Source organism: Nocardioides sp. InS609-2 (assembly GCF_023208195.1).
Taxonomy (GTDB): domain Bacteria; phylum Actinomycetota; class Actinomycetes; order Propionibacteriales; family Nocardioidaceae; genus Nocardioides.
In genome coordinates, this window is sequence record NZ_CP060034.1 from 884,140 (window position 1) to 909,631 (window position 25,492).

At 69.3% G+C, this 25,492-nt stretch carries 24 protein-coding genes; 10 read left to right on the forward strand and 14 right to left on the reverse strand.

The window, feature by feature from the left end; all coding sequences use genetic code 11:
* Positions 1-87: 87 nt before the first annotated feature.
* Positions 88-705 (reverse strand): IclR family transcriptional regulator, encoded by a 618-nt coding sequence (locus tag H4Q84_RS04705; RefSeq protein WP_248582251.1) that lies wholly within the window; start codon positions 703-705, stop codon positions 88-90.
* A gap of 133 nt (positions 706-838) precedes the next feature.
* Between H4Q84_RS04705 and H4Q84_RS04710 the strand changes: the two genes are divergently transcribed.
* Genes H4Q84_RS04710 through H4Q84_RS04735 form a run of 6 tightly spaced genes read left to right on the forward strand, consistent with a single transcriptional unit; the run spans position 839 to position 9,377 of the window.
* The gene (locus H4Q84_RS04710; RefSeq protein WP_248582252.1) at positions 839-3,031 is read left to right on the forward strand and encodes a malate synthase G; all 2,193 of its coding nucleotides are present in this window, start codon (positions 839-841) and stop codon (positions 3,029-3,031) included.
* Positions 3,028-3,459 carry a heme-binding protein gene (locus H4Q84_RS04715; protein WP_248582253.1) on the forward strand — a complete coding sequence of 144 codons (432 nt, stop codon included), beginning with the start codon at positions 3,028-3,030 and terminating at the stop codon, positions 3,457-3,459. Before H4Q84_RS04710 ends, H4Q84_RS04715 begins: the two co-directional genes overlap by 4 nt.
* A gap of 12 nt (positions 3,460-3,471) precedes the next feature.
* Entirely contained in the window at positions 3,472-4,947 is a 1,476-nt protein-coding gene (locus H4Q84_RS04720; RefSeq protein ID WP_248582254.1) for an FAD-linked oxidase C-terminal domain-containing protein, read from the forward strand.
* Positions 4,947-6,203, forward strand: a complete 1,257-nt coding sequence (locus tag H4Q84_RS04725) for an FAD-binding oxidoreductase (RefSeq protein WP_248582255.1) — start codon at positions 4,947-4,949, stop codon at positions 6,201-6,203. The genes H4Q84_RS04720 and H4Q84_RS04725 overlap by 1 nt, the downstream gene beginning before the upstream one ends.
* Positions 6,203-7,603: a heterodisulfide reductase-related iron-sulfur binding cluster gene (locus tag H4Q84_RS04730; protein WP_248582256.1), complete on the forward strand. Its 1,401-nt coding sequence runs from the start codon at positions 6,203-6,205 to the stop codon at positions 7,601-7,603. The genes H4Q84_RS04725 and H4Q84_RS04730 overlap by 1 nt, the downstream gene beginning before the upstream one ends.
* A gap of 28 nt (positions 7,604-7,631) precedes the next feature.
* Positions 7,632-9,377 (forward strand): L-lactate permease, encoded by a 1,746-nt coding sequence (locus H4Q84_RS04735; protein ID WP_248582257.1) that lies wholly within the window; start codon positions 7,632-7,634, stop codon positions 9,375-9,377.
* Positions 9,378-9,392: 15 nt separating this feature from the next.
* Here H4Q84_RS04735 and H4Q84_RS04740 read toward each other — a convergent pair whose 3' ends face one another.
* Together H4Q84_RS04740 and dapB are read right to left on the reverse strand one after the other, a co-directional pair.
* A complete protein-coding gene (locus H4Q84_RS04740) occupies positions 9,393-9,632 on the reverse strand; it encodes a hypothetical protein (RefSeq protein WP_248582258.1) in 240 nt (79 codons plus the stop codon).
* A gap of 18 nt (positions 9,633-9,650) precedes the next feature.
* Entirely contained in the window at positions 9,651-10,403 is a 753-nt protein-coding gene (gene dapB / locus H4Q84_RS04745; protein WP_248582259.1) for a 4-hydroxy-tetrahydrodipicolinate reductase, read from the reverse strand.
* Positions 10,404-10,502: 99 nt separating this feature from the next.
* Between dapB and H4Q84_RS04750 the strand changes: the two genes are divergently transcribed.
* Entirely contained in the window at positions 10,503-11,018 is a 516-nt protein-coding gene (locus H4Q84_RS04750; protein ID WP_248582260.1) for a class I SAM-dependent methyltransferase, read from the forward strand.
* A gap of 10 nt (positions 11,019-11,028) precedes the next feature.
* Here the strand turns inward: H4Q84_RS04750 and H4Q84_RS04755 are convergent, their stop codons facing one another.
* The 10 genes from H4Q84_RS04755 to H4Q84_RS04800 form a co-directional block, all read right to left on the reverse strand.
* Positions 11,029-11,721, reverse strand: a complete 693-nt coding sequence (locus H4Q84_RS04755; protein ID WP_248582261.1) for a GAF and ANTAR domain-containing protein — start codon at positions 11,719-11,721, stop codon at positions 11,029-11,031.
* 78 nt (positions 11,722-11,799) lie between these two features.
* The gene (locus H4Q84_RS04760) at positions 11,800-12,516 is read right to left on the reverse strand and encodes a GAF and ANTAR domain-containing protein (RefSeq protein WP_248582262.1); all 717 of its coding nucleotides are present in this window, start codon (positions 12,514-12,516) and stop codon (positions 11,800-11,802) included.
* Positions 12,517-12,987: a hypothetical protein gene (locus H4Q84_RS04765; RefSeq protein ID WP_248582263.1), complete on the reverse strand. Its 471-nt coding sequence runs from the start codon at positions 12,985-12,987 to the stop codon at positions 12,517-12,519.
* A complete protein-coding gene (locus H4Q84_RS04770) occupies positions 12,984-13,652 on the reverse strand; it encodes a GAF and ANTAR domain-containing protein (protein ID WP_248582264.1) in 669 nt (222 codons plus the stop codon). The genes H4Q84_RS04765 and H4Q84_RS04770 overlap by 4 nt, the downstream gene beginning before the upstream one ends.
* Before the next feature lie 169 nt (positions 13,653-13,821).
* Positions 13,822-15,186 (reverse strand): pitrilysin family protein, encoded by a 1,365-nt coding sequence (locus H4Q84_RS04775; protein ID WP_248582265.1) that lies wholly within the window; start codon positions 15,184-15,186, stop codon positions 13,822-13,824.
* Positions 15,183-17,417, reverse strand: a complete 2,235-nt coding sequence (locus H4Q84_RS04780; RefSeq protein WP_248582266.1) for a polyribonucleotide nucleotidyltransferase — start codon at positions 17,415-17,417, stop codon at positions 15,183-15,185. Before H4Q84_RS04780 ends, H4Q84_RS04775 begins: the two co-directional genes overlap by 4 nt.
* Positions 17,418-17,692: 275 nt before the next feature.
* Positions 17,693-17,968, reverse strand: coding sequence for a 30S ribosomal protein S15 (gene rpsO / locus H4Q84_RS04785; RefSeq protein ID WP_248582267.1), 276 nt, complete (start codon positions 17,966-17,968; stop codon positions 17,693-17,695).
* 211 nt (positions 17,969-18,179) lie between these two features.
* Positions 18,180-18,440: a DUF6458 family protein gene (locus H4Q84_RS04790; RefSeq protein WP_248582268.1), complete on the reverse strand. Its 261-nt coding sequence runs from the start codon at positions 18,438-18,440 to the stop codon at positions 18,180-18,182.
* Between the two features lie 61 nt (positions 18,441-18,501).
* Positions 18,502-19,554: a hypothetical protein gene (locus H4Q84_RS04795; protein ID WP_248582269.1), complete on the reverse strand. Its 1,053-nt coding sequence runs from the start codon at positions 19,552-19,554 to the stop codon at positions 18,502-18,504.
* Complete coding sequence (locus H4Q84_RS04800; protein WP_248582270.1) at positions 19,551-19,877, reverse strand: PadR family transcriptional regulator; 327 nt, start codon at positions 19,875-19,877, stop codon at positions 19,551-19,553. Before H4Q84_RS04800 ends, H4Q84_RS04795 begins: the two co-directional genes overlap by 4 nt.
* An 81-nt stretch (positions 19,878-19,958) precedes the next feature.
* On the opposite strand from H4Q84_RS04800, the gene H4Q84_RS04805 reads away from it, so the two are divergent.
* A complete protein-coding gene (locus H4Q84_RS04805) occupies positions 19,959-21,584 on the forward strand; it encodes a molybdopterin-dependent oxidoreductase (RefSeq protein WP_248582271.1) in 1,626 nt (541 codons plus the stop codon).
* A complete protein-coding gene (locus H4Q84_RS04810) occupies positions 21,577-22,071 on the forward strand; it encodes a molybdopterin dinucleotide binding domain-containing protein (RefSeq protein ID WP_248582272.1) in 495 nt (164 codons plus the stop codon). Before H4Q84_RS04805 ends, H4Q84_RS04810 begins: the two co-directional genes overlap by 8 nt.
* Positions 22,072-22,081: 10 nt before the next feature.
* On the opposite strand, the gene H4Q84_RS04815 is transcribed toward H4Q84_RS04810, so the two are convergent.
* A complete protein-coding gene (locus tag H4Q84_RS04815; protein ID WP_248582273.1) occupies positions 22,082-24,079 on the reverse strand; it encodes a PTS mannitol transporter subunit IICBA in 1,998 nt (665 codons plus the stop codon).
* A gap of 202 nt (positions 24,080-24,281) precedes the next feature.
* Between H4Q84_RS04815 and H4Q84_RS04820 the strand changes: the two genes are divergently transcribed.
* Positions 24,282-25,328 (forward strand): zinc-dependent dehydrogenase, encoded by a 1,047-nt coding sequence (locus H4Q84_RS04820; protein ID WP_248582274.1) that lies wholly within the window; start codon positions 24,282-24,284, stop codon positions 25,326-25,328.
* Positions 25,329-25,492: the final 164 nt, after the last annotated feature.

Below are 25,492 nucleotides of genomic sequence, written 5' to 3' on the forward strand. Positions count from 1 at the left end.
GCGGGATCGTCCGGGACTCGCTCGCGGTCGGCCTCGCCACCGGTGCGTACGGCGTCTCGTTCGGCGCCGTGTCGGTGGCATCAGGGCTCAGACCTCCTGCTCGCCCTCGTCGAGGGCGTAGCCGCGCTCGCGGACCCGGACCAGCTGGGCGAGGAACTCGTCGACGGTGGTCAGCGTGTGCGATGTGTGCCGGGGCAGGCCGGTGCGGGCCAACAGTGCGCGTACGTCGTCCTCCGATGACACCGAGAGCAGCGCCTTGCCGACCGCGGTGCAGTGCGGGTGCACCCGTCGCCCGACCTCGGTGAACATCCGCATCGAGTGCCTTCCCGGCACCTGCGCGACGTAGGCGACCCGATCACCGTCGAGCATGGCCAGGTTGGCGGTCTCGCCGAGGGCGTCGGCGACCCGGCCGAGCACCCGCTCGGCACCGGCACCGGCACCGACCATCGAGTTGGCCGAGGCGCCGAGCGGCACGAGCCGGAACCCGAGGGCGTACCGGCGGTTGGGCGTCTGCCGCATGTAACCCCGGTCGACGAGCGTGCGGAGCAGCCGGTGGGCGGTTGGCAGGGGTGCGTCGGCCGCGACAGCGATCTCACCGATCGTCAGCGCGCCGCCACGGGCAGCGACGACCTCGAGCAGGTCGAGGCCCGGCACCGACTGCACCCCACCACTGGGGCGATGCACGGTGTGGTCCCGCTCGGACATGAGGCCCCCATGACTGCTCGGTGCGGCCCGGCGACGGTTTGACACCGGAGCGCGTGTTCCATACTTTCCAATATTGACTTACGATGTTTCCACATTGCGGAAACTCCGGCAGGGTTCTTCGTCAGGGAGTGGCATGGAAGAGCGTATACAGACCGGCGGACTCAGCGTCGCCGAGAGCCTCCACCGGTTCGTGGAAGAGGAGGCCCTGCCCGGGTCGGGTGTCGACCCGCAGGCGTTCTGGGACGGCGCCGCAGCGATCGTTCACGACCTGGCGCCGCGCAACGGCGAGCTGCTGGGTCGCCGCCAGGAGCTCCAGTCCCGGATCGACGACTGGCACCGTGAGCACCCCGGCACGCCGGACACCGAGGCGTACGCCGCGTTCCTGCGCGAGATCGGCTACCTCCTCGACGAGCCCGCCGACGTGGCCGTCACCACCGCCGACGTGGACGACGAGGTGGCCTCCATCGCCGGCCCCCAGCTGGTGGTCCCCCTGCTCAACGCCCGCTTCGCGACCAACGCCGTCAACGCCCGGTGGGGCTCGCTGTACGACGCGCTCTACGGCACCGACGTCATCTCGCAGGAGGGCGACCTCGCCCCCGGCGAGGGTTACAACAAGGTCCGCGGTGACGAGGTCATCGCCCGCGCGAGGGCCTTCCTCGACGAGCACTTCTCGCTGGCCTCCGGCTCGCACGCCGACGCCGCGTCGTACGCCGTCGACGACGACGGGCTGGCCGTGACCGTCAAGGACGACGTCGTGCGGCTCGCCGACCCTTCGCAGCTGGTCGGCTTCCGCGGCACTGCCGAGGCGCCCGAGGCCGTGCTGCTGGTGCACCATCACCTGCACGTCGAGATCCAGGTCGACCACGACGACGCGGTCGGGTCCACCGACGCTGCCGGGGTCAAGGACCTCCTGCTCGAGTCGGCCGTCTCCACGATCATGGACCTCGAGGACTCCGTGGCCGCCGTCGACGCCCACGACAAGGTGCTCGGCTATCGCAACTGGCTGCACCTCAACGACGGAACGCTCTCCGAGGAGGTCACCAAGGGCGGGAAGACCTTCACCCGCTCGATGAACCCCGACCGCACCTACTCCACGACCTCCGGCGCGGACGTCACGCTGCGCGGCCGGTCGCTGCTGTTCATCCGCCAGGTCGGTCACCTGATGACCACCGACGCGGTGCTCGACCGCGACGGCAACGAGGTGCCCGAGGGCATCCTCGACGCGATCATGACCGCGCTCGGCAGTCTCAAGGACCTGGGCGGGCCGTCGCAGCTTGCCAACTCGCGCACCGGCTCGATGTATGTCGTGAAACCGAAGATGCACGGCCCCGACGAGGTCGCCTTCGCCGTCGAGCTCTTCGGCCGGGTGGAGGAGCTGCTCGGACTGCCACGGCTGACCATCAAGGTCGGGATCATGGACGAGGAGCGGCGTACGTCGCTGAACCTCAAGGCCTGCATCAACGAGGCCCGCGAGCGGGTCGCGTTCATCAACACCGGCTTCCTCGACCGCACGGGCGACGAGATCCACACCTCCATGCAGGCGGGCGCGGTCGTACGCAAGAACGACATGAAGGGCGAGACCTGGATCAAGGCCTACGAGGACCTCAACGTCGACGTCGGTCTCGAGTGCGGCCTGCTCGGCCGGGCCCAGATCGGCAAGGGCATGTGGGCCGCGCCCGACAGCCTCGCCGACATGTACGAGACCAAGATCGGTCACCCGAAGGCCGGGGCCAGCTGTGCCTGGGTGCCCTCCCCCACGGCCGCGACCGTGCATGCGCTGCACTACCACCGGGTCGACGTGCACGCCCGGCAGGAGGAGCTCCAGCAGGGCGGTCGGCGCACCGAGCGCGACCTGCTGCTGCGGGTGCCGCTCGGCGACCCGGACTCCTGGTCGGCCGACGACCGGCAGGCCGAGATCGACAACAACCTGCAGAGCCTGCTCGGGTACGTCGTCCGCTGGGTCGACGCGGGTGTCGGCTGCTCCAAGGTGCCCGACATCACCGGTGAGGCCCTGATGGAGGACCGGGCGACCTGTCGGATCTCCGCCCAGCACGTCAGCAACTGGCTCCACCACGGCGTGGTCACCGAAGCCCAGGTCGACGAGACGCTGCGCCGGATGGCGGCCGTCGTCGACGAGCAGAACGCCGGCGACGCGTCGTACTCCCCGATGGCGCCGGACTTCGACGGCGATGCCTTCGCGGCAGCCCGGGCCCTGGTCTTCGAGGGGCTCGAGCAGCCCAGTGGCTACACCGAGCCGATCCTGCACAGCCGTCGTGCTCACCAGAAGTCCACATCCGAGAACTCAGCAGAGAGGACCACCCAGTGACGTCGCTCGACCTGGAGACCGCCCGCACGATCATCGCCGGGGCCCGCGCCCACGCGACCTCGGCCGGTTTCAAACCACTGACCGTCGTCGTCCTCGATACCGGGGGCCACGTCGTGGCCGTCGAGCGGGAGGACGGCTCGTCGATGAAGCGCTTCGAGATCGGCTTCGGCAAGGCGTATGGCGCCCTGTCGCTCGGCATGGGGTCGCGCTCCATCATGGGCCGCGCCGAGCAGCAGCCCTACTTCATCGCGGCAGTCGCCTCCGCCGTGGGCGGCTCGCTGGTCCCCGTGCCTGGTGGGGTCCTCGTCCGGGATGCGGGTGGCGATCTGGTCGGCGCGGTGGGCGTCACCGGTGACACCTCCGACAACGACGAGGCCGCGGCGGTGGCCGGCATCGAGAGCGCCGACCTGACTGCCCAGCCCGACTGAGGCGTGCCGGCGATGGCGAGCGACAGCAGCGCGGGCATCTCCAACGTCACCGACGTGGCGCGCCGGTTGCTGCCCGAGGCGGGCGTGATCACCGACCGCGCGCGGCTGCGGACCTACGAGTGCGACGGCCTGGCGCACTACCGGGTGACCCCGGCGCTCGTCGTCATCCCCGAGGACGCCGCGCAACTGGCCGGCCTGGTGAAGGCCTGCGCCGAGCACGCGGTGCCGTTCGTGGCCCGTGGCTCCGGCACCGGGCTGTCGGGAGGAGCCCTGCCGCACGCGGAGGGGATCTTGATCGTGACCTCGCGGATGCGCGCGATCCGGGAGGTTCGCCGTGACGACCAGCGCGCGGTGGTCGAGCCGGGAGTGATCAACCTCGACGTCACGAGGGCCGCCACCCCGTACGGCTACTACTATGCGCCGGACCCGTCGAGCCAGCAGATCTGCTCGATCGGCGGCAACGTCGCGGAGAACTCCGGCGGCGCCCACTGCCTCAAATACGGCTTCACCACCAACCACGTGATCGGCGCCGACTTCGTCACCCCGGACGGCGACACGGTGACGCTCGGCGGCGCGGCCCCGGACTCTCCCGGCTACGACCTGCTCGGCGCCGTCGTTGGGTCGGAGGGCACCCTCGGCATCGTCACCTCGGCCACGGTCCGGCTGGTCCGGCTGCCCGAGGAGGTGCGCACGATCCTCGTCGGCTTCAAGACCACCGACCAGGCTGGTGCGGCCACGTCGGCGATCATCTCCGCGGGCATCGTGCCCGCGGCGATCGAGATGATGGACGCGCTGGCCATCGAGGCGGCGGAGGCTGCGGTGCACTGCAACTACCCCGACGGCGCGGGAGCAGTCCTGGTGATCGAGCTCGACGGCGCTGCCATCGAGGTCGAGCAGGAGTACGCCGAGGTCGAGCGGCTGTGCAACGACAACGGCGCCTTCGAGCAGCGGCTGGCCACCGACCCCGCCGAGAGGCAGCTGATCTGGAAGGGCCGCAAGTCGGCGTTCGCCGCAGTCGGGCGGATCAGCCCCGACTACATCGTCCAGGACGGGGTCATCCCACGCACGGCCCTGCCGGAGGTGCTCAAGGCGATCGCCGACCTGTCGGCCTCCTCGGGCGTGCGGGTGGCCAACGTCTTCCACGCCGGTGACGGCAACCTGCACCCACTGGTGCTCTTCGACGACGAGGTCGAGGGCGCAGGCGACGCGGCCGAGACGGTCAGCGGCGCGATCCTCGACCTGTGCATCGAGCACGGTGGCTCCATCACCGGCGAGCACGGCGTCGGGATGGACAAGGCCAAGTACATGCCCCGGATGTACACCGACGAGGACCTCGACACGATGCAGCTGGTGCGGTGCGCCTTCGACCCGCAGAACATCTCCAACCCCGGCAAGGTCTTCCCAACACCGCGTCTCTGCGGGGAGGTGCCCGGACGACACAAGGGCGCCCACCCTCTGCAGGAGGCCGGCGTCGCGGAGGTCTTCTGATGACGACCGACACGATCGAGGCCGCCGCCCGCGAGGCGGTCACCTCCGCCTGCGCGGACGTGCGCGACGCTGAGCAGACTGACGACGTCGACGGCGTACGCCCCGGGCTGGTCGCCCGGCCCGCCGACACCGGGCAGGTCTCGGAGGTCATGAAGGCTTGTGCGGCCCACGATCTGACCGTCGTGCCCCGCGGCCGCGGCACCAAGCTCTCCTGGGGCCTCGCCCCCACCAGCGCTGACGTGCTGCTCGACCTCAGTGCCCTCGACCAGGTGCTCGATCACGCGGCCGGCGACCTGATCGTCGCCGCCCAGGCCGGTGCCCTGCTCCACGACGTGCAGCAGGTCGTCGGTGAGGCCGGCCAGCGGCTCGCGCTCGACGAAACCGTCCCGGGCTCCACGATCGGCGGAGTGCTTGGCGCCAACACGAGCGGCCCACGCCGTACGGCGACCGGCACGGCACGCGACCTGCTCATCGGCATCACGATGGTGCGTGCCGACGGGGTCGTGGCCAAGGCCGGTGGACGCGTGGTCAAGAACGTCGCGGGCTACGACATCGGCAAGCTGATGATCGGGTCGCGCGGCACGCTTGGCGTGATCACCGACGCGACCTTCCGGCTCCACCCCGTGCCGGCCGCACACCGCTGGGTCAGCGTGCCCGTCGCCGACCCGGCCCGGGCGCTGACCGTCGCGCAGGCGGCCGTGCACTCACAGGTCGTCCCGACTGCCATCGAGGTCGAGTGGGCCGACGGCACCGGCACTCTCCACGTGCTGCTCGAGGGGCATGTCGACGGCGTGGCCGGCCGGGCCGAGGCGCTGCGCTCGCTGCTCGGTGCCGAGGCGACCGAGTCGGAGGACGCGCCGGCCGATGGGGCGACGTACCCCTGGGACGTGACGGCCACCGCTGACCGCCGCAGCACGGCGCTCAAGCTGACCTTCGTGCTCTCGGGTCTCGCCGACGTGCTCGCCGCGGCCGCCGACACCGGCGCCACGCTGCGCGGCTCCGCCGGCTCCGGTGTCGTGTACGCCGCGTTGGACCCGGACACCGCCGTCGGCGACGTGAGCATCGCGCTCGAACGCCTGCGCAACGCCTGCACTGCCCAGGGCGGCACGACCGTCGTGGTCGACGCACCCGCTGCGGTGAAGTCCGCGGTCGACGCGTGGGGACCGATCCCGGCGCTCGACCTGATGCGCCGCGTCAAGGACCAGTTCGACCCCGACTACCGGCTCGCGCCGGGCCGCTTCGTGGGAGGCATCTGATGAGCACCACCGAGCACGACACCGACGGCACGCTCGGCGAGATGGGCGGCGTCATCGAGCCCGTCGACTGGGGCACCCCCGCGCCCCACGGCGCCTTCGACGACCACAACCCGCCCGACGCCGCCCTCATCGGCGACTGCGTGCACTGCGGTTTCTGCCTGCCGACCTGCCCGACGTACGTGCTGTGGGGCGAGGAGATGGACTCCCCGCGCGGCCGGATCTACCTGATGAAGGAAGGCCTCGAGGGCGAGGCGATGACCGACTCGATGGTCGGCCACTTCGACGCCTGCCTTGGCTGCATGGCGTGCGTCACCGCGTGCCCGTCCGGCGTGCAGTACGACACCCTCATCGAGCAGACGCGCGCCCAGGTCGAGCGCAACTACGACCGGTCGCCCCGGGACAAGGCACTGCGGGGCTTGATCTTCTCGCTCTTCCCGCACCCGAAGCGGCTGAGGCTGCTGCGCGGACCACTCCGGGCGCTGCAGGCCACCGGCCTGGACAGCGCGATGCGACGCACCGGACTGCTCGACCGGTTCGCACCCCAGCTGGCCGCGATGGAGAGCCTGGCTCCCCGACTCGGCCGTCCCGAACCACTGCCGGCGTACATCCACGCCACCGGCGCCCGCCGCATGGTCGTGGGCCTGCTGACCGGGTGCGTCCAGGGCGCGTTCTTCCCCGGGGTGAACTCCGCGACCGCGCGGGTGCTGCGCGCCGAGGGCTGTGACGTCGTCGTACCGAAGTCGCAGGGCTGCTGCGGCGCGCTGTCGGTGCACAACGGCCGCGAGCAGGAGGCGCAGAAGTTCGCTCGCGCCCTCATCGACTCATTCGACGCCAGCGGCGTCGGGCGCATCGTGGTCAACGCCGCCGGGTGCGGCTCCTCGATGAAGGAGTACGCCGCCCTGCTGGCCGACGACCCGGCGTACGCCGAGCGCGCGAAGGCCTTCGCCGAGAAGGTCCGCGACATCTCCGAGATCCTCGACGAGCTCGGCCCGGTCGCCCCGCGCCATCCCCTGGAGATGACCATCGCCTACCACGACGCCTGCCACCTCGCGCATGCCCAGGGCGTGCGCGCGGAACCACGACGGCTGCTCGAGGCCATCCCCGGCCTCGAGCTGAAGGAGATCGCCGAGGCCGAGCTGTGCTGCGGCTCGGCCGGCATCTACAACATCACCAACCCCGAGCCCGCCCGCGAGCTCGGGGACCGCAAGGCACGAAACATCGTCGCCACCGGGGCCCAGGTGCTGGTCACCGCCAACCCCGGCTGCCTGATGCAGGTGACCTCGGCGATCCAGCGCCACGCCAAGTCTCAGGGAGGCCACCCGATGGGGATGGCCCACACGATCGAGGTGCTCGACGCCTCGATCCAGGGCGCCCCCGCCAGCACGTTCACCACCGCCTAGCCCCACTCACCCACCATCGGGAGAAGTCATGTTCCAACAGAATTTCTCACCGGTCGGCGACTCGCTGGCCCTGTCCGCCCTGTGCGCCGCCATCCCCCTGGTGACGCTCTTCGTGCTCCTCGGGGGTCTCCGCGTCAAGGCGTGGGTGGCCGGCCTGATCTCGCTCGGGGTGGCTCTCGTGGTCGCGATCGCGCTGTTCGAGATGCCCGTCGGTCAGGCCCTCCTCGCCGGCACCGAGGGCGCGGCGTTCGGCTTCTTCCCGATCCTGTGGATCGTGATCAACGCGATCTGGGTCTACAACCTCACCGTCGCCTCCGGGCACTTCGACGTGTTGCGGCGTTCGTTCGAGAAGGTCAGTCCCGACCAGCGGATCCAGGCAGTGATCATCGCGTTCTGCTTCGGTGCCCTGCTCGAGGCACTGGCCGGCTTCGGCACCCCGGTCGCGATCACGGTCGTCATGCTGATGGCCCTGGGCTTCCGCCCGATCAAGGCCGCCGCGGTGGCCCTGATCGCCAACACAGCACCCGTCGCCTTCGGCGCGCTCGCCACCCCGATCGTCACCCTGGCCACCGTGTCCTCCGGCGCCAGCGACGACCCGCGCCTCAACCTCGACACCCTGGGCGCCATGGTCGGACGCCAGACGCCGATCCTCGCGATCATCGTCCCGCTGGTGCTCGTCTTCGTCGTCGACGGCAAGCGCGGCGTCCGCCAGACGTGGCTGCCCGCCATCGTGTGCGGCGTGACCTTCGGCCTCGCCCAGTTCGTTGCCAGCAACTACATCTCCGTGCCGCTGGCCGACATCGTCGCGGCCCTCGTGGCTGCTGCCTCCGTCGTGGCGCTGCTGCGCGTGTGGACCCCGTCCGACGTGCTGACCGCCGACCAGGCCGTGGCCGAGGAAGAGGCGCACGAGCACTCCGGCTCCAGCCGGTCAGCCCGTCGCCGGCCCGACGGTGTCTCCACCTCGGTGACGTCGTCGACCGGCCGCGCGGTCGGCTCCGGAAAGGCGTCCGATGCGCCGGTCTCCGACAGTGGAGCCGAGGTGGCCAAGGCCTACGCGCCGTACCTCGTCATCATCGCGATCTTCTCGATCGTCAACATCCCCGCGGTCAAGGAGTTCCTGGCCGAGAAGCCGTTCACCTACTCCTTCGAGTGGCCGGGCCTCGATGTCCTCAACCCCAACGGTGACGCCGTGGCCACGACGATCTTCGCGTTCAACTGGATCCCCGCCGCCGGCACGCTGATGATCCTCGCCGGCATCATCACGATGCTGATCCTCAAGGTCTCCCCGGGTGATGCGCTGCGCACCTACGGCCGCACCTACGTCGAGCTGAAGTCCGCGATCATCACCGTGATGGCGGTGCTGGGGCTGGCCTACGTGATGAACCTGTCCGGCCAGACCGGGTCACTCGGCGCCTGGCTCGCCGGCACGGGCGCTGCCTTCGCGATCCTCTCGCCGATCCTGGGCTGGCTCGGCGTCGCGGTGACCGGCTCGGACACGTCGGCCAACGCACTCTTCGGTGCACTCCAGGTCCAGACCGCCGCCTCGGCAGGGCTCGACCCGGTGCTGATGGCCGCGGCCAACAGCTCCGGCGGCGTGCTCGGCAAGATGGTCAGCCCGCAGAACCTCGCGATCGCGGCTGCCGCCGTGGGTATGGCCGGCCGGGAAGGCGACATCTTCCGCAAGGTCATCGGCTGGAGCCTGGGCCTGTTGCTGCTGATGTGCATCCTCGTCGCGCTGCAGTCGACTGCGGTGCTCAGCTGGATGGTGCCCTGATCCAGAAGCGGCCCTTCAGCTGGTCGGCCGCACCCTGGTGGACGACGACGTCACCCTCAGCACGCGCAGGCCGTTGTTGGTGCGTCCATCCGCACGTGGGGTGCCGTCGGCATCGGTGACGGAGCGTCGTACGACGAACTCCTGCCCGTCGGTGGCACGAGCAGCACTCGGGTGGGCGGCCGGGGCGGCCAGCACGTCGGCGCCAGGACCAGCCGATGGTGCGGCGCCGGCGGAGCCGCCTGCGGCTTCTCGCACCGCGAGAACCTGCGCGTCCTACAGGTCGAGGAAGTGCTCGAGGCCGACCGTCAAACCGGCGTGTGCGCCGATGGCGCGCAGGCCGGCGAGGACGCCGGGAGTGAAGGAGGCCCGGTCGAGGGAGTCGTGGCGGATCGTCAGCGTCTCCCCCAGCCCGCCGAGGATGACCTCCTGATGGGCGACCAGGCCGCGCACGCGCAGCCCGTGCACGCGCACACCGTCGACGTCGGCCCCGCGGGCGCCTTGGAGCGAGGTGGAGGTGGCATCGGGCATCGGCGGGCTGCCGGCTTCGCGGCGGGCGGCGGCGATGAGCTCCGCCGTACGCCGGGCCGTGCCGGACGGCGCATCGGCCTTGTCGGGGTGGTGCAGCTCGACCACCTCGACGGACTCGAAGAACGGTGCCGCGGTGGCCGCGAAGCGCATCATCAGGATCGCGCCGATGGAGAAGTTGGGCGCGATCAGCACGCCGACCGACGGCGCGTCGGCCAGCCAGCCGCGCAGCGTGTCAAGGCGCTCGTCATCGAACCCTGTGGTGCCGACGACAGCGTGAATGCCGTGCTCGATGCAGAAGCGGAGGTTGTCCATCACCACGTCGGGATGGGTGAAGTCGACCACCGCCTCGGCTCCCGAGGATGTCAGCACATCAAGGGAGTCACCGGCGTCGACACGGGCCACGAGCTCGGTGTCGGGGACCCCGTCGACCGCCCGGCAGACCTCGGAACCCACCTTGCCCAGGGCGCCCAGGACGCCGACCTTGATCGTCTCGCTCACGGGGTCAACCTAGCGTCCGGGCGGTCTTCTTCCGCGGGTACGGCGCTGCGGCGAGACCCATGCCTGACGGCCGGGCGTCGTACATGGCAGGCTGGGGCCATGGCTCTGCAGACGATTCCGCCCCGGATCAAGTGGGCAGTGGACGTGACCGACGTCCAGCCCAGTGACCAGGTGCTCGAGATCGGGTGCGGAGCGGGCGCCGCGGCGGAGCTCATCTGCTCGCGGCTCGAGACCGGCAAGCTCTTCGCGATCGACCGTTCGGAGTCGGGGGTCGACCGCACCAAGCGCCGCAACGCGCGGTACGTCGACGCCGGACGGCTCGTCGTACGCCAGATCGACCTGGCCACCCTGCGGGTGCCGGTCAAGCGGCTCAACAAGGTCTTCGCCTTCAACGTCAACCTGTTCTGGGTGCGCGCCTGCGACGACGAGGTGGCCCTGCTCCACGAACGTGTGGTGCCCGGTGGCGCGGTCTACCTGTTCTACGAAGCCGCCCGCCCCGAGCTGGTGCCGCGCATCGTCGAGAAGGCGTCCGCCACGCTGGCGAAGGCCGGCTTCCGCATCTCGATCGTCGAGCAGAAGGCGCCGCCGGTCATCGGCATCGTCGGTCGTCGCTGACGCACCGGAGTCACACGCCGCCGCGCAGCGCCTCCACATCCACGTCGCCTTCGATGAGCTCCTTGGCGACCTGAACGAGCGACTGCTGCGTGCGCCGGCTAAAGCTGCGAATCAGATCGAAGGCCTCCTCGATGTCGAGGTTCGCCCGCTCGGCCAGGACACCCTTCGCCTGCTCGATCAGGATCCGGCTGTTCAGCGCGGTCTGCAGCTGTTCCGAGACGAGCTCCCGTTGCCGGATCACACGCTCCTGGAGCAGCCCGATCGTGGCCACGTCGGCCAGCGCCTGACCGACGGCGACGTCCGAGTCGCTCATGCTCGCCTGCCCCGTGCAGAAGAGGTTCAGCGCGCCGATCACCTGGTCACGCAAGCGCATCGGGATGGCGTGCGCGGACTGGAACCCCGCCTCGGACGCCGCCTTCCTGAACGTCGGCCAGCGGTCTTCCATCTCGGCAAAGCCGAGGTTCACCAACGGCCGGCCCGACCGGACGCACTCGAGGCACGGGCCGTCTTCGCTCTGGAGCTGGAAGAGCTCCAGCACCTTGACCGCGTGGCTCGTCGACGCCACCGCCTGCAGATCCCCTCGCTGGTCGATCAGGATCAACCCGGCGGCGTCAGCGTCCAGCAGCTCGACGGCACGTTCGGTGAGCAGGTGGAGGAAGTCCAGCGCATCGAACTCCGCCACCAGCGTGTCAGCCAGCTCCACGAAGGTGGCCGTCAGCAGTTGTTCCCGGCTCATCGAGATGTCTCCGTTCCTGCCCCATCACGGGCAACGCCCAGCGCACTACACATTGTCATCCCTGTCCAGATCGAAACGCAGTCGTCGATTGATCACGTCCATGGCAATCTTCAGGATCGAGCGGTCGACGGCGAAGGCATGGGCGCGCATCAGGAGCAGCGCCTCGGCCAGCCCGACCGCCGCCTGAACAGAGATCATGCCGGTTGCCTGGTGGACCTCGGATCGGTTGCCGACGGAGTTGGCCAGCTGCGGGTGCAGGCCGTCCCCGGGCTTCATCTGTTCCTGGAGATGGAGCAGCAGTACCACGGCGGCGTCGGCGTACACGAGCGCGTCAGTGAACGCGGCGGCGCCGAGGTTGCCGGTGGTGTCGCGATAGAGATCGAGCACGCCGAGCTTGATCCCTCCGACCTGGAGCGGAAAGGCGAAGATGGCTGCCACCCCCGCATCCATCACGGCCGGGCCGAACGCCGGCCAACGGGTCATCGCTGTCATGGCCAGGTCGGGTTGCAGCACCGGCCGACCCTCGGTGGACGAGTCGATGCAAGGCCCTTCCCCGAGCGTGAACTGCAGGTCCTCCATGACCCGTGCGGTTCCGTCGGTGGCCCCGACCACGCCCTGATGACCGGCATCCGACATCAGCGCCATTCCCACGCCCGTGACTTCGAGGTGACTGGAGCACTTGGCGCAGAGCAGCTCGGGCAGCGTAGTCGGGCCTGGGTTCCCGTCCATGATCGAGGAGAGGATCTCGGTGACCGTCACCATCTAGGTGACCACCTCCAGGCGATGGAGCCCCGACCTCAGCAGCTCGTCGACCACGCAGACCGGCAGCGCCAGGAACTGGGCGGCTTCGGAGTTGGTGTGGTCGCCGAACAGACATAGGCCGATCACCGCTCGTTGCTGGTCGGACAGTGTCGGCAGTGCCTCAACGATTGGCGAGGAATCCGTTTCACTCACCATCCGGAACAACACCTTGCTCTGGCCCGATCGCGAGATGAACGAGCGACGGTGCACCTCGTCCGCCAGGATCAGGCGGTCGCCATGGTCGTCGGCGGAGCGGTGTCGGGGGCATGCTTCGCGGAGTACCTGCCCCACGATCACCTCAGCCTCGCGCTGGTCGTCGAGGAGCAGGATCGCCAACGCCAGCAGGTCATGCGCATGCGTGTCGAAGAGCCCCACGGCACACGGCTCGCGTCGCGTCACCTCGCCGGACTGCCTCCGGCCGAGCCCGGTCATGGGTGCTCACCGGTGGGACAGTCGTCGAGGGCATGCGTCGCGATCAGGCATTCGGCAATGTCCTGGAGTGTGGTGTTCGTGTCCTGGGAGTGTCGGATCATGACCGCGAAGGCATCCTCGGCCGCGAGTCCGAAACGCTCCATCAGGATGCCCTGGGCCTGACCGATCCGGGCCCGACCACCTACCGCGGTCATCAGGTGGGCGGCCGTGCGCGCATGACCGAGCGCGCTACCAGCGTGCTGCGCGAGGACCCTGGCCAGGGCGAGCTCGTGATCGGTGAAGGCGACACGACGGGTGTAGTAGAGCGTGAGCGACCCGGTCGACCCCTCAGGCGTGAGGATTTGTGTGGCGAGGACGCTCACGACGCCCAGCTCGGCGATGGCCGACGCCCACACTGGCCAGGTGCGGCACTGCGTGAGATCACTCACCGCCACCTGGGGCGCGCACCAGGCCGGGCTCACGGCTGGTCCGTCGGCGTGCTGCGACTGGAACCAGTCGATCACGCCGACCACGGCATCGCTGGCCGCGAGCGTGATCACCGCGCCATCCGCACCTCTGAGCGCGACCCCGGCCCGATCGCAGCCGAAGTGCGCGAGGGCCAACGCCGGCACCGACGCGAACCAGTCATCGAGACGCTGCGGACCATCGGTCGACGCAATCGACACTCGGCTCGCCCCCTTCGCTCCGTGAGATCACGAGCGTCGACCGCGGCCACGATCGCAATCCCAGAGTCCTGCAATGCAGTAGCTGTGCTCCACCGCATGCCGGGGTCCGGGGCCTGCGTCTCGAGCATACCGCGCGATCGAGCCCGCGGAGAGGTAACCCGATCGAGATTCAGGGGCCGACGACGGCGAGGATCTCGGGCTGCGTGAACAGCTCGGCGGCCAGCTCGCGCACCTCGTCGAGGGTGACGCCCTCGATGCGGGCGAGCACCTCGTCGAGCGTCAACAGCTCGTCGTGGATGAGCTCGGCCTTGCCGAGTCGTGACATCCGCGAGCCGGAGTCCTCGAGGCCGAGCACCAGCCCGCCTCGCAGCTGGCCCTGGCCGCGCTCGAGCTCCTGGGCGGTGATGCCCTCGGCCGCGACCTTGGCCAGCTCGTCGCGCACCACGGCCAGCACGTCGTCGACCTTGCCGGGCAGGCAGCCCACCGAGACGCCCACGACGCCGGCGTCGGCGTGGTGGCTAGCGAACGAGTAGATCGAGTAGGCCAGGCCGCGACGCTCTCGGACCTCCTGGAACAGTCGTGACGAGGTGCCGCCACCCAGCGCCGTGTTGAGTACGCCGAGGGCGAAGCGCCGATCGTCGCGGCGCGTCAGGCCACCGACCCCGAGCACGAGGTTGACCTGCTCGAAGGGCTTGGTCGTGGAAGCCGTGCCGGGGTGCACCCGGCGTGCGCGGAGACCGCGGCGCGGCGGCACCGGCGTCTCGTCGCGATCAAGGAAGCCCTGACGGGAGAAGGCCTTGCGGACCTGCCGGACCACGCTGGCGTGGTCGAGGTTGCCGGCCACTGCCACCACCATGTTGGCCGGGCGGTAGTGCTTGCGGTGGAAGCGCGCGATCTGGTCGCGGGTCAGGCTCGCGATCGACTCGACGCTGCCCGCGATCGGCCGGCCCAGGGGAGAGTCGCCCCAGGCCTGCTGCGCGAAGAGGTTGTGCACCACGTCGTCCGGGTCGTCGTCATGCATGGCGATCTCATCAAGGATCACCTCGCGTTCTGCGTCGACGTCCTGGGTGCTGAGCAGCGAGTTGGTGATCATGTCGCCGAGCACGTCGACGGTCAGCGGCAGGTCCTCGTCTAGCACCCGGGCGTGGAAGCAGGTGTACTCCTTGGCGGTGAAGGCGTTGAACTCACCGCCCACCTCGTCGAGGGCCACCGAGATGTCGAGCGCGGTGCGCTCGCGGGTGCCCTTGAAGAGCAGGTGCTCGAGGAAGTGGGAGGCGCCGTGGAGCGCCGGGGTCTCGTCGCGCGAACCCACGCCGACCCACACTCCGATGCTGGCGGAGCGCACTCCGGCCATGTGCTCGGTGATCACCCGCAGACCGCCAGGCAGGAGCGTACGGCGTACGCGCGAGGTGATCTGGCCGTCGCAGCCCTTCACCGTCTGGAGGGTGCGGGTGGAGCCGACCGGCTGGGAAACGGCCGACCGGCCAGCAGAAACCTGCTGGCCGGTCGTACCGCTGTTGGAGCGAGTGGTCACTCGGCGTCAGTCGACTCGACGGTCTCGTCGTCGCCCTCGGCGTCGGACGAGGACTCGTCGACGACCGGGATCAGCGACAGCTTGCCGCGGTCGTCGATCTCGCCGATCTCGACCTGGATCTTCTGACCGACCGAGACGACGTCCTCGACGTTGTCGACCCGCTTGCCACCGGCCAGGCCACGCAGCTTGCTGATGTGCAGCAGGCCGTCCTTGCCGGGCATCAGCGAGACGAACGCACCGAAGTTCGTCGTCTTGACGACGGTGCCGAGGTAGCGCTCGCCGACCTCGGGCATCGTCGGGTTGGCGATCGCGTTGACCATGGCACGGGCGGCCTCTGCCGCTTCACCGTTGGTCGCACCGATGTAGACCGTGCCGTCGTCCTCGATGGACAGCGACGCGCCCGTGTCGTCCTGGATCTGGTTGATGACCTTGCCCTTGGGCCCGATGACCTCACCGATCTTGTCGACCGGCACGCGCACACTGATGATGCGCGGCGCGTGGACCGACATCTCCTCGGGAGCGTCGATGGCCTCGTTCATGACCTCGAGGATCGCGAGGCGGGCATCCTTGGCCTGGTTGAGCGCCGCGGCGAGCACCTCGGCCGGGATGCCGTCGAGCTTCGTGTCGAGCTGGAGAGCCGTGACGAAGTCCTTGGTGCCGGCGACCTTGAAGTCCATGTCGCCGAACGCGTCCTCGGCACCGAGGATGTCGGTGAGCGCGATGTACTCGGTCTTGCCGTCGATCTCGGCCGAGATGAGGCCCATCGCGATGCCGGCGACGGCCGCCTTGAGGGGCACGCCTGCCTGCAGCAGCGACATCGTCGAGGCGCAGACCGAGCCCATCGAGGTGGAGCCGTTGGAGCTCATGGCCTCGGAGAGCTGGCGGATCGCGTAGGGGAACGTCTCGCGGTTGGGGAGCACGGGCAGCAGCGCGCGTCGAGCCAGCGCACCGTGACCGACCTCGCGACGCTTCGGCGAACCGACGCGGCCCGTCTCACCGGTGGAGAACGGCGGGAAGACGTACTTGTGCATGTAGCGGCGCGACTTCTCCGGGGAGAGGGTGTCGAGCTTCTGCTCCAGGGTGAGCATGTTCAGCGTGGTGACACCCAGGATCTGGGTCTCCCCGCGCTCGAACAGCGCCGAGCCGTGGACGCGCGGGATCAGGCCGACCTCGGCGTGCAGCGGACGGATGTCAGCCGGGCCTCGGCCGTCGATGCGGACCTTGTCGCGCAGCACGCGCTCGCGGACGAGCGACTTGTTGAGCGAGCGGAACGCCGCACCGATCTCCTTCTCGCGACCCTCGAACTTGTCGGCGAGGGAGTCGAGCAGACCGGCCTTGATCTCGTCGAGCTTGTCTTCGCGCTCGGCCTTGCCGGAGATGGTCATGGCCTCGGCGGTGGGCGCCTTCACGGCGGACTCGACGGCGGCGTAGACGTCGTCCTCGAACTCGAGGAAGACCGGGAAGTCCTGGACCGGCTTGGCGGCGACGTTGGCCAGCTCGACCTGCGCCTCGCACAGCTGCTTGATGAACGGCTTGGCCGCGTCGAGACCCTGGGCGACGACCGACTCGGTCGGGGCCTGGGCGCCGCTCTCGACCTTGTCGAAGGTCGTCTCGGTGGCCTCGGCCTCGACCATCATGATCGCGACGTCACCGGTGTCGGTGACGCGACCCGCGACGACCATGTCGAACACGGCGTCCTCGAGCTGCGAGTGCGACGGGAAGGCGACCCACTGGCCCTCGATGAGGGCGACGCGGACGCCACCGACCGGGCCGGAGAACGGCAGCCCGGAGAGCTGGGTGGAGAGCGACGCGGCGTTGATGGCCAGCACGTCGTAGGGCTGGTCGGGGTCGAGCGCCAGCACGGTGATGACGACCTGGACCTCGTTGCGGAGGCCCTTCTTGAACGTCGGGCGCAGCGGGCGGTCGATCAGGCGGCAGGTGAGGATGGCGTCCTCGCCGGGACGACCCTCGGACCGGAAGAAGGAGCCGGGGATCTGGCCCACGGCGTACATCCGCTCCTCGACGTCGATCGTCAGGGGGAAGAAGTCGAAGTGGTCCTTGGGCTGCTTGCCGGCCGTGGTGGCCGAGAGCAGCATGGTCTCGTCATCGAGGTAGGCGGTCACCGATCCGGCGGCCTGGCGGGCGAGAAGGCCCGTCTCGAACTTGACGGTGCGGGTGCCGTACTTGCCGTTGTCGAGCACGGTCTCTACAGCAGAAATTTCTGGTTCCACGAAGGTGGTCCCTTTCTTGTACGCGGAGCGACCACGCGCCTGACCTGCGGCTCAGCTTGTTCTGCTGGAATGTGCCGGTCTTCGATCGAGGCCCGCAGGACGGATTCGTCCTGAAAGCCACTACCGAGGACCGGGCGGCGTTGGCGGGTCGCTCCTGGAGTGGTGAGTGTTCAGTTGTCGCAGTCGACCCTACTGGTCAGCTGCGGGTGATTCGCTGGCGGAGCGGGGTGATGCAGCAGGAGCGGCCACCCCAGCTGGGGCGACCGCTCCGGATGTCATCGACGCAGGCCGAGCTTCTCGACGATCGAGCGGTAGCGCTCGATCTCGGTCTTCTGCAGGTAGTTGAGCAGACGACGACGCTGGCCCACGAGCAGCAGCAGACCACGACGGCTGTGGTGGTCGTGCTTGTGGGTCTTGAGGTGTTCGGTGAGGTGGCTGATGCGGTGGCTCAGCAGAGCAACCTGCACCTCGGGCGAACCGGTGTCGCCCTCGGTCGTGGCGTGCTCGGCGATGATCTTCTTCTTGGTCTCCGCGTCGGTACCGATCGACATGGGGGTTCCTTCCGGTCTCGTTGCGCGGCGCACCGGACCCTGACTGGTCCGAGCACTGGGATCCGCGGCCGTCATGACGGCGTGTCGCCTCCCGCCGTACGGGCTGGGCAACCGGAAAAGACTAGCAGCGGGCCTCCGGTCCGGCCCAATCGCGACAACACCCCGCCGGCCTAGCCGACGGGGTGTGTCACGGGCTGCTCACATGCGGGAATCAGACAGCCGGCGGCGGGTTGTTGCCGTCGGACTGACGCTCCTGCACGGTCTGCGAACCGTCGGAGTGGGTGGTCCGCGCCACCGTGCTCTGCCGACGGCGGGCGTTGGTCTGCATCGCGGTGATAGCGATGACCAGGACCCCGGCCGCAGCCAGGATCCAGCCGATCATGGTGAGGTCGATCGCCTCGACCGCGTCCTGGACGGCGAACGCCAGGATCAGGCCGACAGCGAGCAGGAAGACACCGAGTCCGTAACCCATGGATTCTCCAGTTCATCGAGGATGATGCGGCGAGACTAAGCCGGGGCGTCCCGCAAAGCCATCATCGACCCGACTTCTGGCTCTTCTTCTTCTCCGGCGTCTTCTCGGGCGTCATCTCGGGCGTGGTTTCCTGCACCTGGCTCTCGCCGTACGCCGCGTCCGGGATGGTCACCGACGGCACCCGGTCGTGGGGCGGCAACGCGAAGGTTGGCGGGGTGTCGGAGGTCCAGGGCGAGGACTGGCGTTCACCGCCCTCGTCGCCGGCGCCCTGTGGCATGGGGAAGGTGTTCCACACCTCGCCGTTGACGTTGGACCACGGGTAGGTCCACGGCGCGGCGTACTCGTCGACCTTGAGCGGCGCGCCGTACTGGTCGAAGAGCTGGATGCCGGTGAGGGGCTGACCGTCGGCGTCGTAGGGATAGATGTTGCTGACGTCGCTGCCATTGCTGGTGATGCCGGTGCTGTACGCGGTGTCGGTGTAGCCACTGTCGATCTGCGCCCAGGTCGCGTTGGGAAGGGACCCGAACACGGGAAACACCATGCAGACCGCGAACAGGTTGAGGCCGAGGAGCACCACTCTCGCAACGACTCCCGGGCTGCCTGGCCAGAGCTTGCTCCGGCCGATCTGCACACTCAGCGCCACCGCGAGGAGCAGCAGCGGGACACCGAGTCCGTCGAGGGTCGGCACCCAGCCCATCTGCCACGACCCGACCATGAGGAGGTCGATCGACTGGACCGCGACATAGGCGCGTAGCACCCACCAAGCCGGTTGCAACGAGACGACGAACTCCCAGGGGGAACCGGGCAGCCCCGTGACCGCCCGGTCCCACCGATCGTGGGCCGCGTCGAGCCAGCCGGCCACGGTCTCCCCCGCCGCCTTCTTGATCCGGACCTGGCCCATGGCCGGGCTGAGTCCGGCAGCGGTGCGCAGCTCCTCGGCGTAGACGACCGGGTCGCCGAGCGCCTCGACACCGCGCTCCTCGACCAGGTCGGTCAGGTCGGCCTCGAGGCCACCGGCCAGCTCCTCGCGCTCGTCGGAGGTGAGGTCGGCCAGCCTGGCCCGGACCGCCTCGGCGAACTGCGCGACCTCCGGTGCGATGGATGCGGTGTTCATGCGGGGACTCCTTGCAGGATGCCGGACACGGTGGCCGAGAAGTGGGCCCAGTCGTCGGTCTGGCTCTTCAGCTGCGAGCGGCCGATGGGCGTGATGCCGTAGTACTTGCGGTGCGGACCTTCGTCGGACGGGACGACATATGACGTGAGGGCGCCGGAGGCGTAGAGCCGGCGCAGCGTGCCGTAGACCGAGGCGTCCCCCACGTCGTCTAGCCCGCCGGCGCGCAGGCGGCGTACGACGTCGTAGCCGTAGCCGTCCTCAGCGTCGACGACCGCGAGCACCGCGAGGTCGAGCACCCCCTTGAGGAGCTGGGTGGTATCCATGCAGCGCACACTACTGCGCGAACCGTAATAGTGTGCGGTGCGCCGCTCCTCTGGCGTGTCGGGCCGTGCGACGATCGGCCCATGGTCGAGAAGCGCATCGGCGTCTGCAACCTCTGCGAGGCCATCTGCGGCCTCGAGCTCACCATCGACGACGGTGTGGTGACCTCGGTCCGGGGCAACGACGCCGACCCACTCTCCCGCGGCCACATCTGCCCCAAGGGCGTGGCGATCGCGGACGTCTACACCGACCCCGACCGGCTGCGCCGTCCGGTCAAGCGGGTCGGCGACGACTGGGTGGAGATCGGCTGGGACGAGGCGTTCGACCTGGTCGCCGACAACCTCGCGCGCATCATCGGCGAGCACGGCCGTGACTCGCTCGGCTTCTACCTGGGCAACCCCAACGTGCACAGCCTGGGCTCGATGACGCACGGCATCGGCATGGTTAAGGCACTGCGCTCGCGCAACACGTTCAGCGCCACGTCGGTCGACCAGCTGCCCCACCAGCTGCTGGCACACCTGATGTTCGGCCACCAGCTGCTGCTGCCCATCCCCGACATCGACCGCACGTCGTACTTCCTGGTCTTCGGCGCCAACCCGATGGCGTCCAACGGCTCGCTGATGACGGCGCCCGACTTCCCCAACCGGCTGCGCGAGCTCAAGAGGCGCGGCGGCCAGATGGTCGTCTTCGACCCGCGCCGCACGGAGACCGCGAAGGTCTCCACCGAGCACCATTTCGTGCGGCCGGGCGCCGACGCCTGGGTGTTGCTCGCGATGCTCAACGTGCTGTTCGCCGACGGCATCGCCACTCCCCCGTCGTACGCCGACCGGCTGGGCGCCGTCGAGGACGCACTGCGCGACTTCACACCCGAGAGGGCGGCCGCGATGAGCGGAGTGCCTGCCGACGAGATCGTCCGGGTGGCGCGCGACTTCGCCGACGCCGAGAGCGCCGTGGCCTACGGCCGGGTCGGCGTCTCCACCCACGAGTTCGGCTCCGTGTGCCAGTGGGCGGTCAACCTGCTCAACATCCTCACCGGCAACTTCGACCGCATCGGCGGCGCAATGTTCACGTCTCCGGCGATCGATGCCGTCGGCACCGGCCTGATCGGTCGCGGCCACCACGGCGCCTGGCACTCCAGGGTCCGCGGCCTGCCCGAGACCGCCGGCGAGCTCCCGGTGGCGGTGCTCAGCGAGGAGATCGAGACTCCGGGACCCGGCCAGATCCGGGCGATGCTGACGCTCTCGGGCAACCCGGTGCTGTCGACTCCCGACGGCGTCCGCCTCGACGGGGCGCTGGCGTCGCTCGACTTCATGGCGGCCGTCGACATCTACGTCAACGAGACCACCCGGCACGCCGACGTGATCCTGCCGCCGAACGACGGCGCTCGAGCGCGACCACTACGACCTGATCTTCCAGACCTTCGCGGTGCGCAACACGGCACGGTTCACACCGGCCGTGTTCGCCAAGGACAAGGACGCCCGCCACGACTGGCAGATCTACCGCGAGATCGCCCTGCGCACGATCAAGCGACTGCCCACCAAGCCGTCCCTGCGCAACCGCGCCCTCCTGTTCGCACGCATGAGCACCAGTCCCACCCGTCTGGTCGCGCTGCTGCTGCGGCGCACGCGCACCGGCGTCACTCTCAAGAAGCTGCGCGACCGCCCCGAGGGCATCGACCTCGGCCCACTGCGGCCCGGGTTGATGCCTGAGCGTCTGCAGACCCGCGACAAGCGGCTCGATCTGGCTCCTCGGCTGGTGCTCGACGACCTCGCCCGCCTCGCCGCCGCCCCCGCCCCGACTGCCGACGAGCTGTTGCTGATCGGCCGGCGGCACCAGCGCGACAACAACTCGTGGATGCACAACTCCGACCGGCTCGTGCGGGGCAAGGGGCGCCACCAGCTGCTGATGCACCCCGACGACCTTGCGTCCCGGTCGTTGCTGGACGGAGCGACGGTCGCCGTCACGTCACGCGTCGGCACGGTCCGGGTCGAGGTCGCTGCGACCGACGACATGATGCCGGGAGTGGTGAGCCTTCCCCACGGCTACGGCCACCAGCGCGGCGGCACCGCCACGGGCATGCGCCGGGCGGCCGACGTACCCGGCGTATCGATCAACGACCTCACCGACCCCGAACGCCTGGACGTGTCCGGCAACGCCGCGTTGAGCGGCGTGCCGGTCACGGTCCAGGCGTGTTGAGGCAGGCCGGTCAGGCACGGACCCCGTCCAGGATGCCGCGCACCTCCTCGGCCGACGGCGCCGAGCGGAGCCGCTCGACCTGGTCGGCGTCGACGAACACCGACGCGAGCTTCGACAGCAGCGCGAGGTGGTCGTTGCCGGCACCGGCAATGCCGACGACGAACTCGGCCGGCTTGCCGTTCCAGTCGATCCCGTCGGGGTAGCGCACGAACGAGATCGCCGTACGACGGATGTCGCCCTTGGCCTCGTTGGTGCCGTGCGGGATGGCAAGCAGGTTGCCCATGTGCGTCGACACGGACTTCTCCCGCTCGTGCATCGCATCGACGTACGACGGGGCGACCGCACCCGACGCGACGAGCAGCTGGCCCGCCTCGGTGATGGCTTCGTCGCGCGTCGTGGCCGAACCCGACAAGACGATGGCCTCGTCGGCGAGCACGCTGCCGTCAGTGCCCGGCTCGTCGTCGGCGACCGCGGCGGGTGCGGCAGCCGGAGCTGCTGTCTCGGACCCGTTGGTCTGACGCACCAGCTCGACGATCTCGTCGTACCGGGGACTGCCCATGAAGTTGTCGACGGACACGTGGACCGCCGAGCCCGCTCGCTGTCGGGCGCGGTCGGTGAGGTCCTGGTGGGTGACCACCACGTCCCAGTCGTCGTTCAGGCTCGAGATCGCCTTGTTGACCACCGTCACTTCGTCGAAGCCGGCCGCCTGGATCTTCTTGCGCAGCACAGAGGCACCCATCGCGGACGATCCCATGCCGGCGTCGCAGGCGAAGACGATGTTGCGGATGGGCTGCCCGGGCGCTGCGGCACCCGCTCCGAGCAGTGCGCCAACAGCCGACTGCTTGCCCTTGCGGGCCTCCATGTCGGCCGTGGCAGCGGAGAGGTCGCCCTCGTCAGCGGTCCGGTCGATCTTGAGCAGGAACGACGCGACGAGGAACGACACGCCAGCAGCGACTATGACGGAGGTGGTCACGCCGAGGAGGCTGCCGGGAGGCGAAGCGGTCCACACGGCGATGATGGAGCCCGGCGAGGCCGGCGAGCGAAGGCCGGAGCCGAAGGCCACGTTGGTGGCCACACCGGACATGCCGCCAGCCATGACAGCGAGCACCAGCTTGGGCTTCATCAGCACGTACGGGAAGTAGATCTCGTGGATGCCGCCGATGAACTGGATCAAGATGGCGCCGGGCGCGGACGCCTTCGCGGCACCCTTGCCGAAGAACATGAAGGCGAGCAGCAGACCCAGGCCGGGGCCGGGGTTGGCCTCGAGCAGGAACAGGATCGACTTGCCCTTGTCGACGGCCTCTGCGGTGCCGAGCGGGGTCAGGATGCCCTGGTTGATCGCGTTGTTGAGGAACAGGATCTTGGCCGGCTCGATGAAGATGGACGTGAGCGGCAGCAGGTTGTTCTCGACGAGCGTGTCGACGACGTTTGACGCCAGGTCGCTGAACCGCTCGACGAACGGGCCGGCGAGGAAGAACCCGACGACCGCGAGGAAGCCACCCCAGATGCCGGCCGAGAAGTTGTTGACCAGCATCTCCAGGCCGGGCCGGATCCTGTGCGACCAGAGCGCGTCGAGGCGCTTCATGGACCAGCCGCCGAGCGGGCCCATCACCATCGCGCCGAGGAACATCGGCACGCCGGCGCCGGCGATGGCGCCCATCGTGGCGATGGCGCCGACGACGCCACCACGCATGTTGTCGTCGTAGCTCATCCGGCCGCCGGTGTAGCCGATCAGCAGCGGCAGCAGGTAGGTGATCATCGGGTCGACGATGCCGCCGCCGGCGTAGTCGCCCCACCCACCGAGGTGGGAGATCGGGCCGTAGCCGCCGTCGTAGCCGATCCAGTCACCGATCAGGGTGATCCAGCCGGTCTCGATGAACAGGGCAGTGATCAGGCCCCAGGCGATGAACGCGCCGATGTTGGGCAGGACCATGTTGGAAAGGAACGTGCCGAACTTCTGCACGTGGACGCGCATCCCCGCGCGGGGTGCGCCGGTGGTTGTGGACATGTGCTTCCTCCGACAAAGGGACCGAATGAGCGTCCCCGTGACTCTCGTCACAAGAACTTGCCTCGCAGTAAACCGCACATTCGGGCCTATTGCCAAGCACTCGGGCAGGATTCATGCCCGTTAGTGTGGATTTCTCTCCAGCTTTCCCGCTAGCGTGGCCTCCGCACCAGTCGCACGACCGTCGACTCGAGAGGAACAACCGATGAAGGCACTGCGCTTCTACGCCCCCGAGGACGTCCGGCTGGAGGAAGTGCCCGAGCCTGAGTGCGGGCCCGACGAGATCAAGCTCAAGGTCAAGAACTGCTCCACCTGCGGCACCGACGTGAAGATCTTCCACAACGGCCACCAGAACCTCACTCCCCCGCGCACCATCGGTCACGAGATCGCCGGCGAGGTCGTCGAGATCGGCGCCGACGTCACGGGCGACTGGTCGGTCGGCGACCGCGCCCAGGTCATCGCCGCCGTGCCCTGCGGTGATTGCTACGAGTGCGAGAAGGGCTGGATGGCGGTCTGCCAGAACCAGACCTCGGTCGGCTACCAGTACGACGGCGGCTTCGCCGAGTACATGATCGTGCCGCGCCAGGTGCTCAAGGTCGACGGGCTCAACAAGATCCCCGACAATGTGGGGTACGACGAGGCGTCGGCCGCGGAGCCGTTCGCGTGTGCCATCAACGCCCAGGAGCTCCTCGGCATCGAGGCCGGTGACACCGTGGTCGTCTTCGGCGCGGGGCCGATCGGGTGCATGCACATCCGCATCGCCCGCGGCGTCCACCAGGCCGGCCCGGTCTACCTGGTCGACGTCAACGCCGACCGGCTGAAGATGTCGGCCGACGCCGTCCAGCCCGACGAGGTCATCGACGGCTCGAAGGTCGACGTGGTCGAGCGGGTCATGGAGCTCACCGGCGGCCGTGGTGCCGACGTCATCATCACCGCCACCGCGGCCAACATCACCCAGGAGCAGGCCATCTCGATGGCCGCACGCAACGGGCGGATCTCGTTCTTCGGCGGCCTGCCCAAGACCGACCCGTTCATCAAGTGCGACTCCAACGTCGTGCACTACCGCCAGCTGCACATCCACGGCGCCAACGGCTCCGCACCCGAGCACAACAAGCGTGCGCTGGAGTACATCTCCAGCGGTCAGGTGCCGGTCAAGGACCTGATCACCCGCCACATCCCGCTCGACGACGTGCTGAGTGCGTTCTCGATCGTCAAGAACGGCGAAGCCATCAAGGTCACCGTCGAGCCGTAGGGCTGACGGAGGAAGCCCTGCAAGCGACGGGGAGGTCGAGGCGCGAGCCGTCCAGACCCGACGAAGGAGGGACTGGACCGCGAGCCTCGAGACCCACCGGCCAGAGCCGCGACGAGCGGTGAGTAGAGGTCGAGCCGTGACCCGCCCGGGCGGGGGCCGCTGGC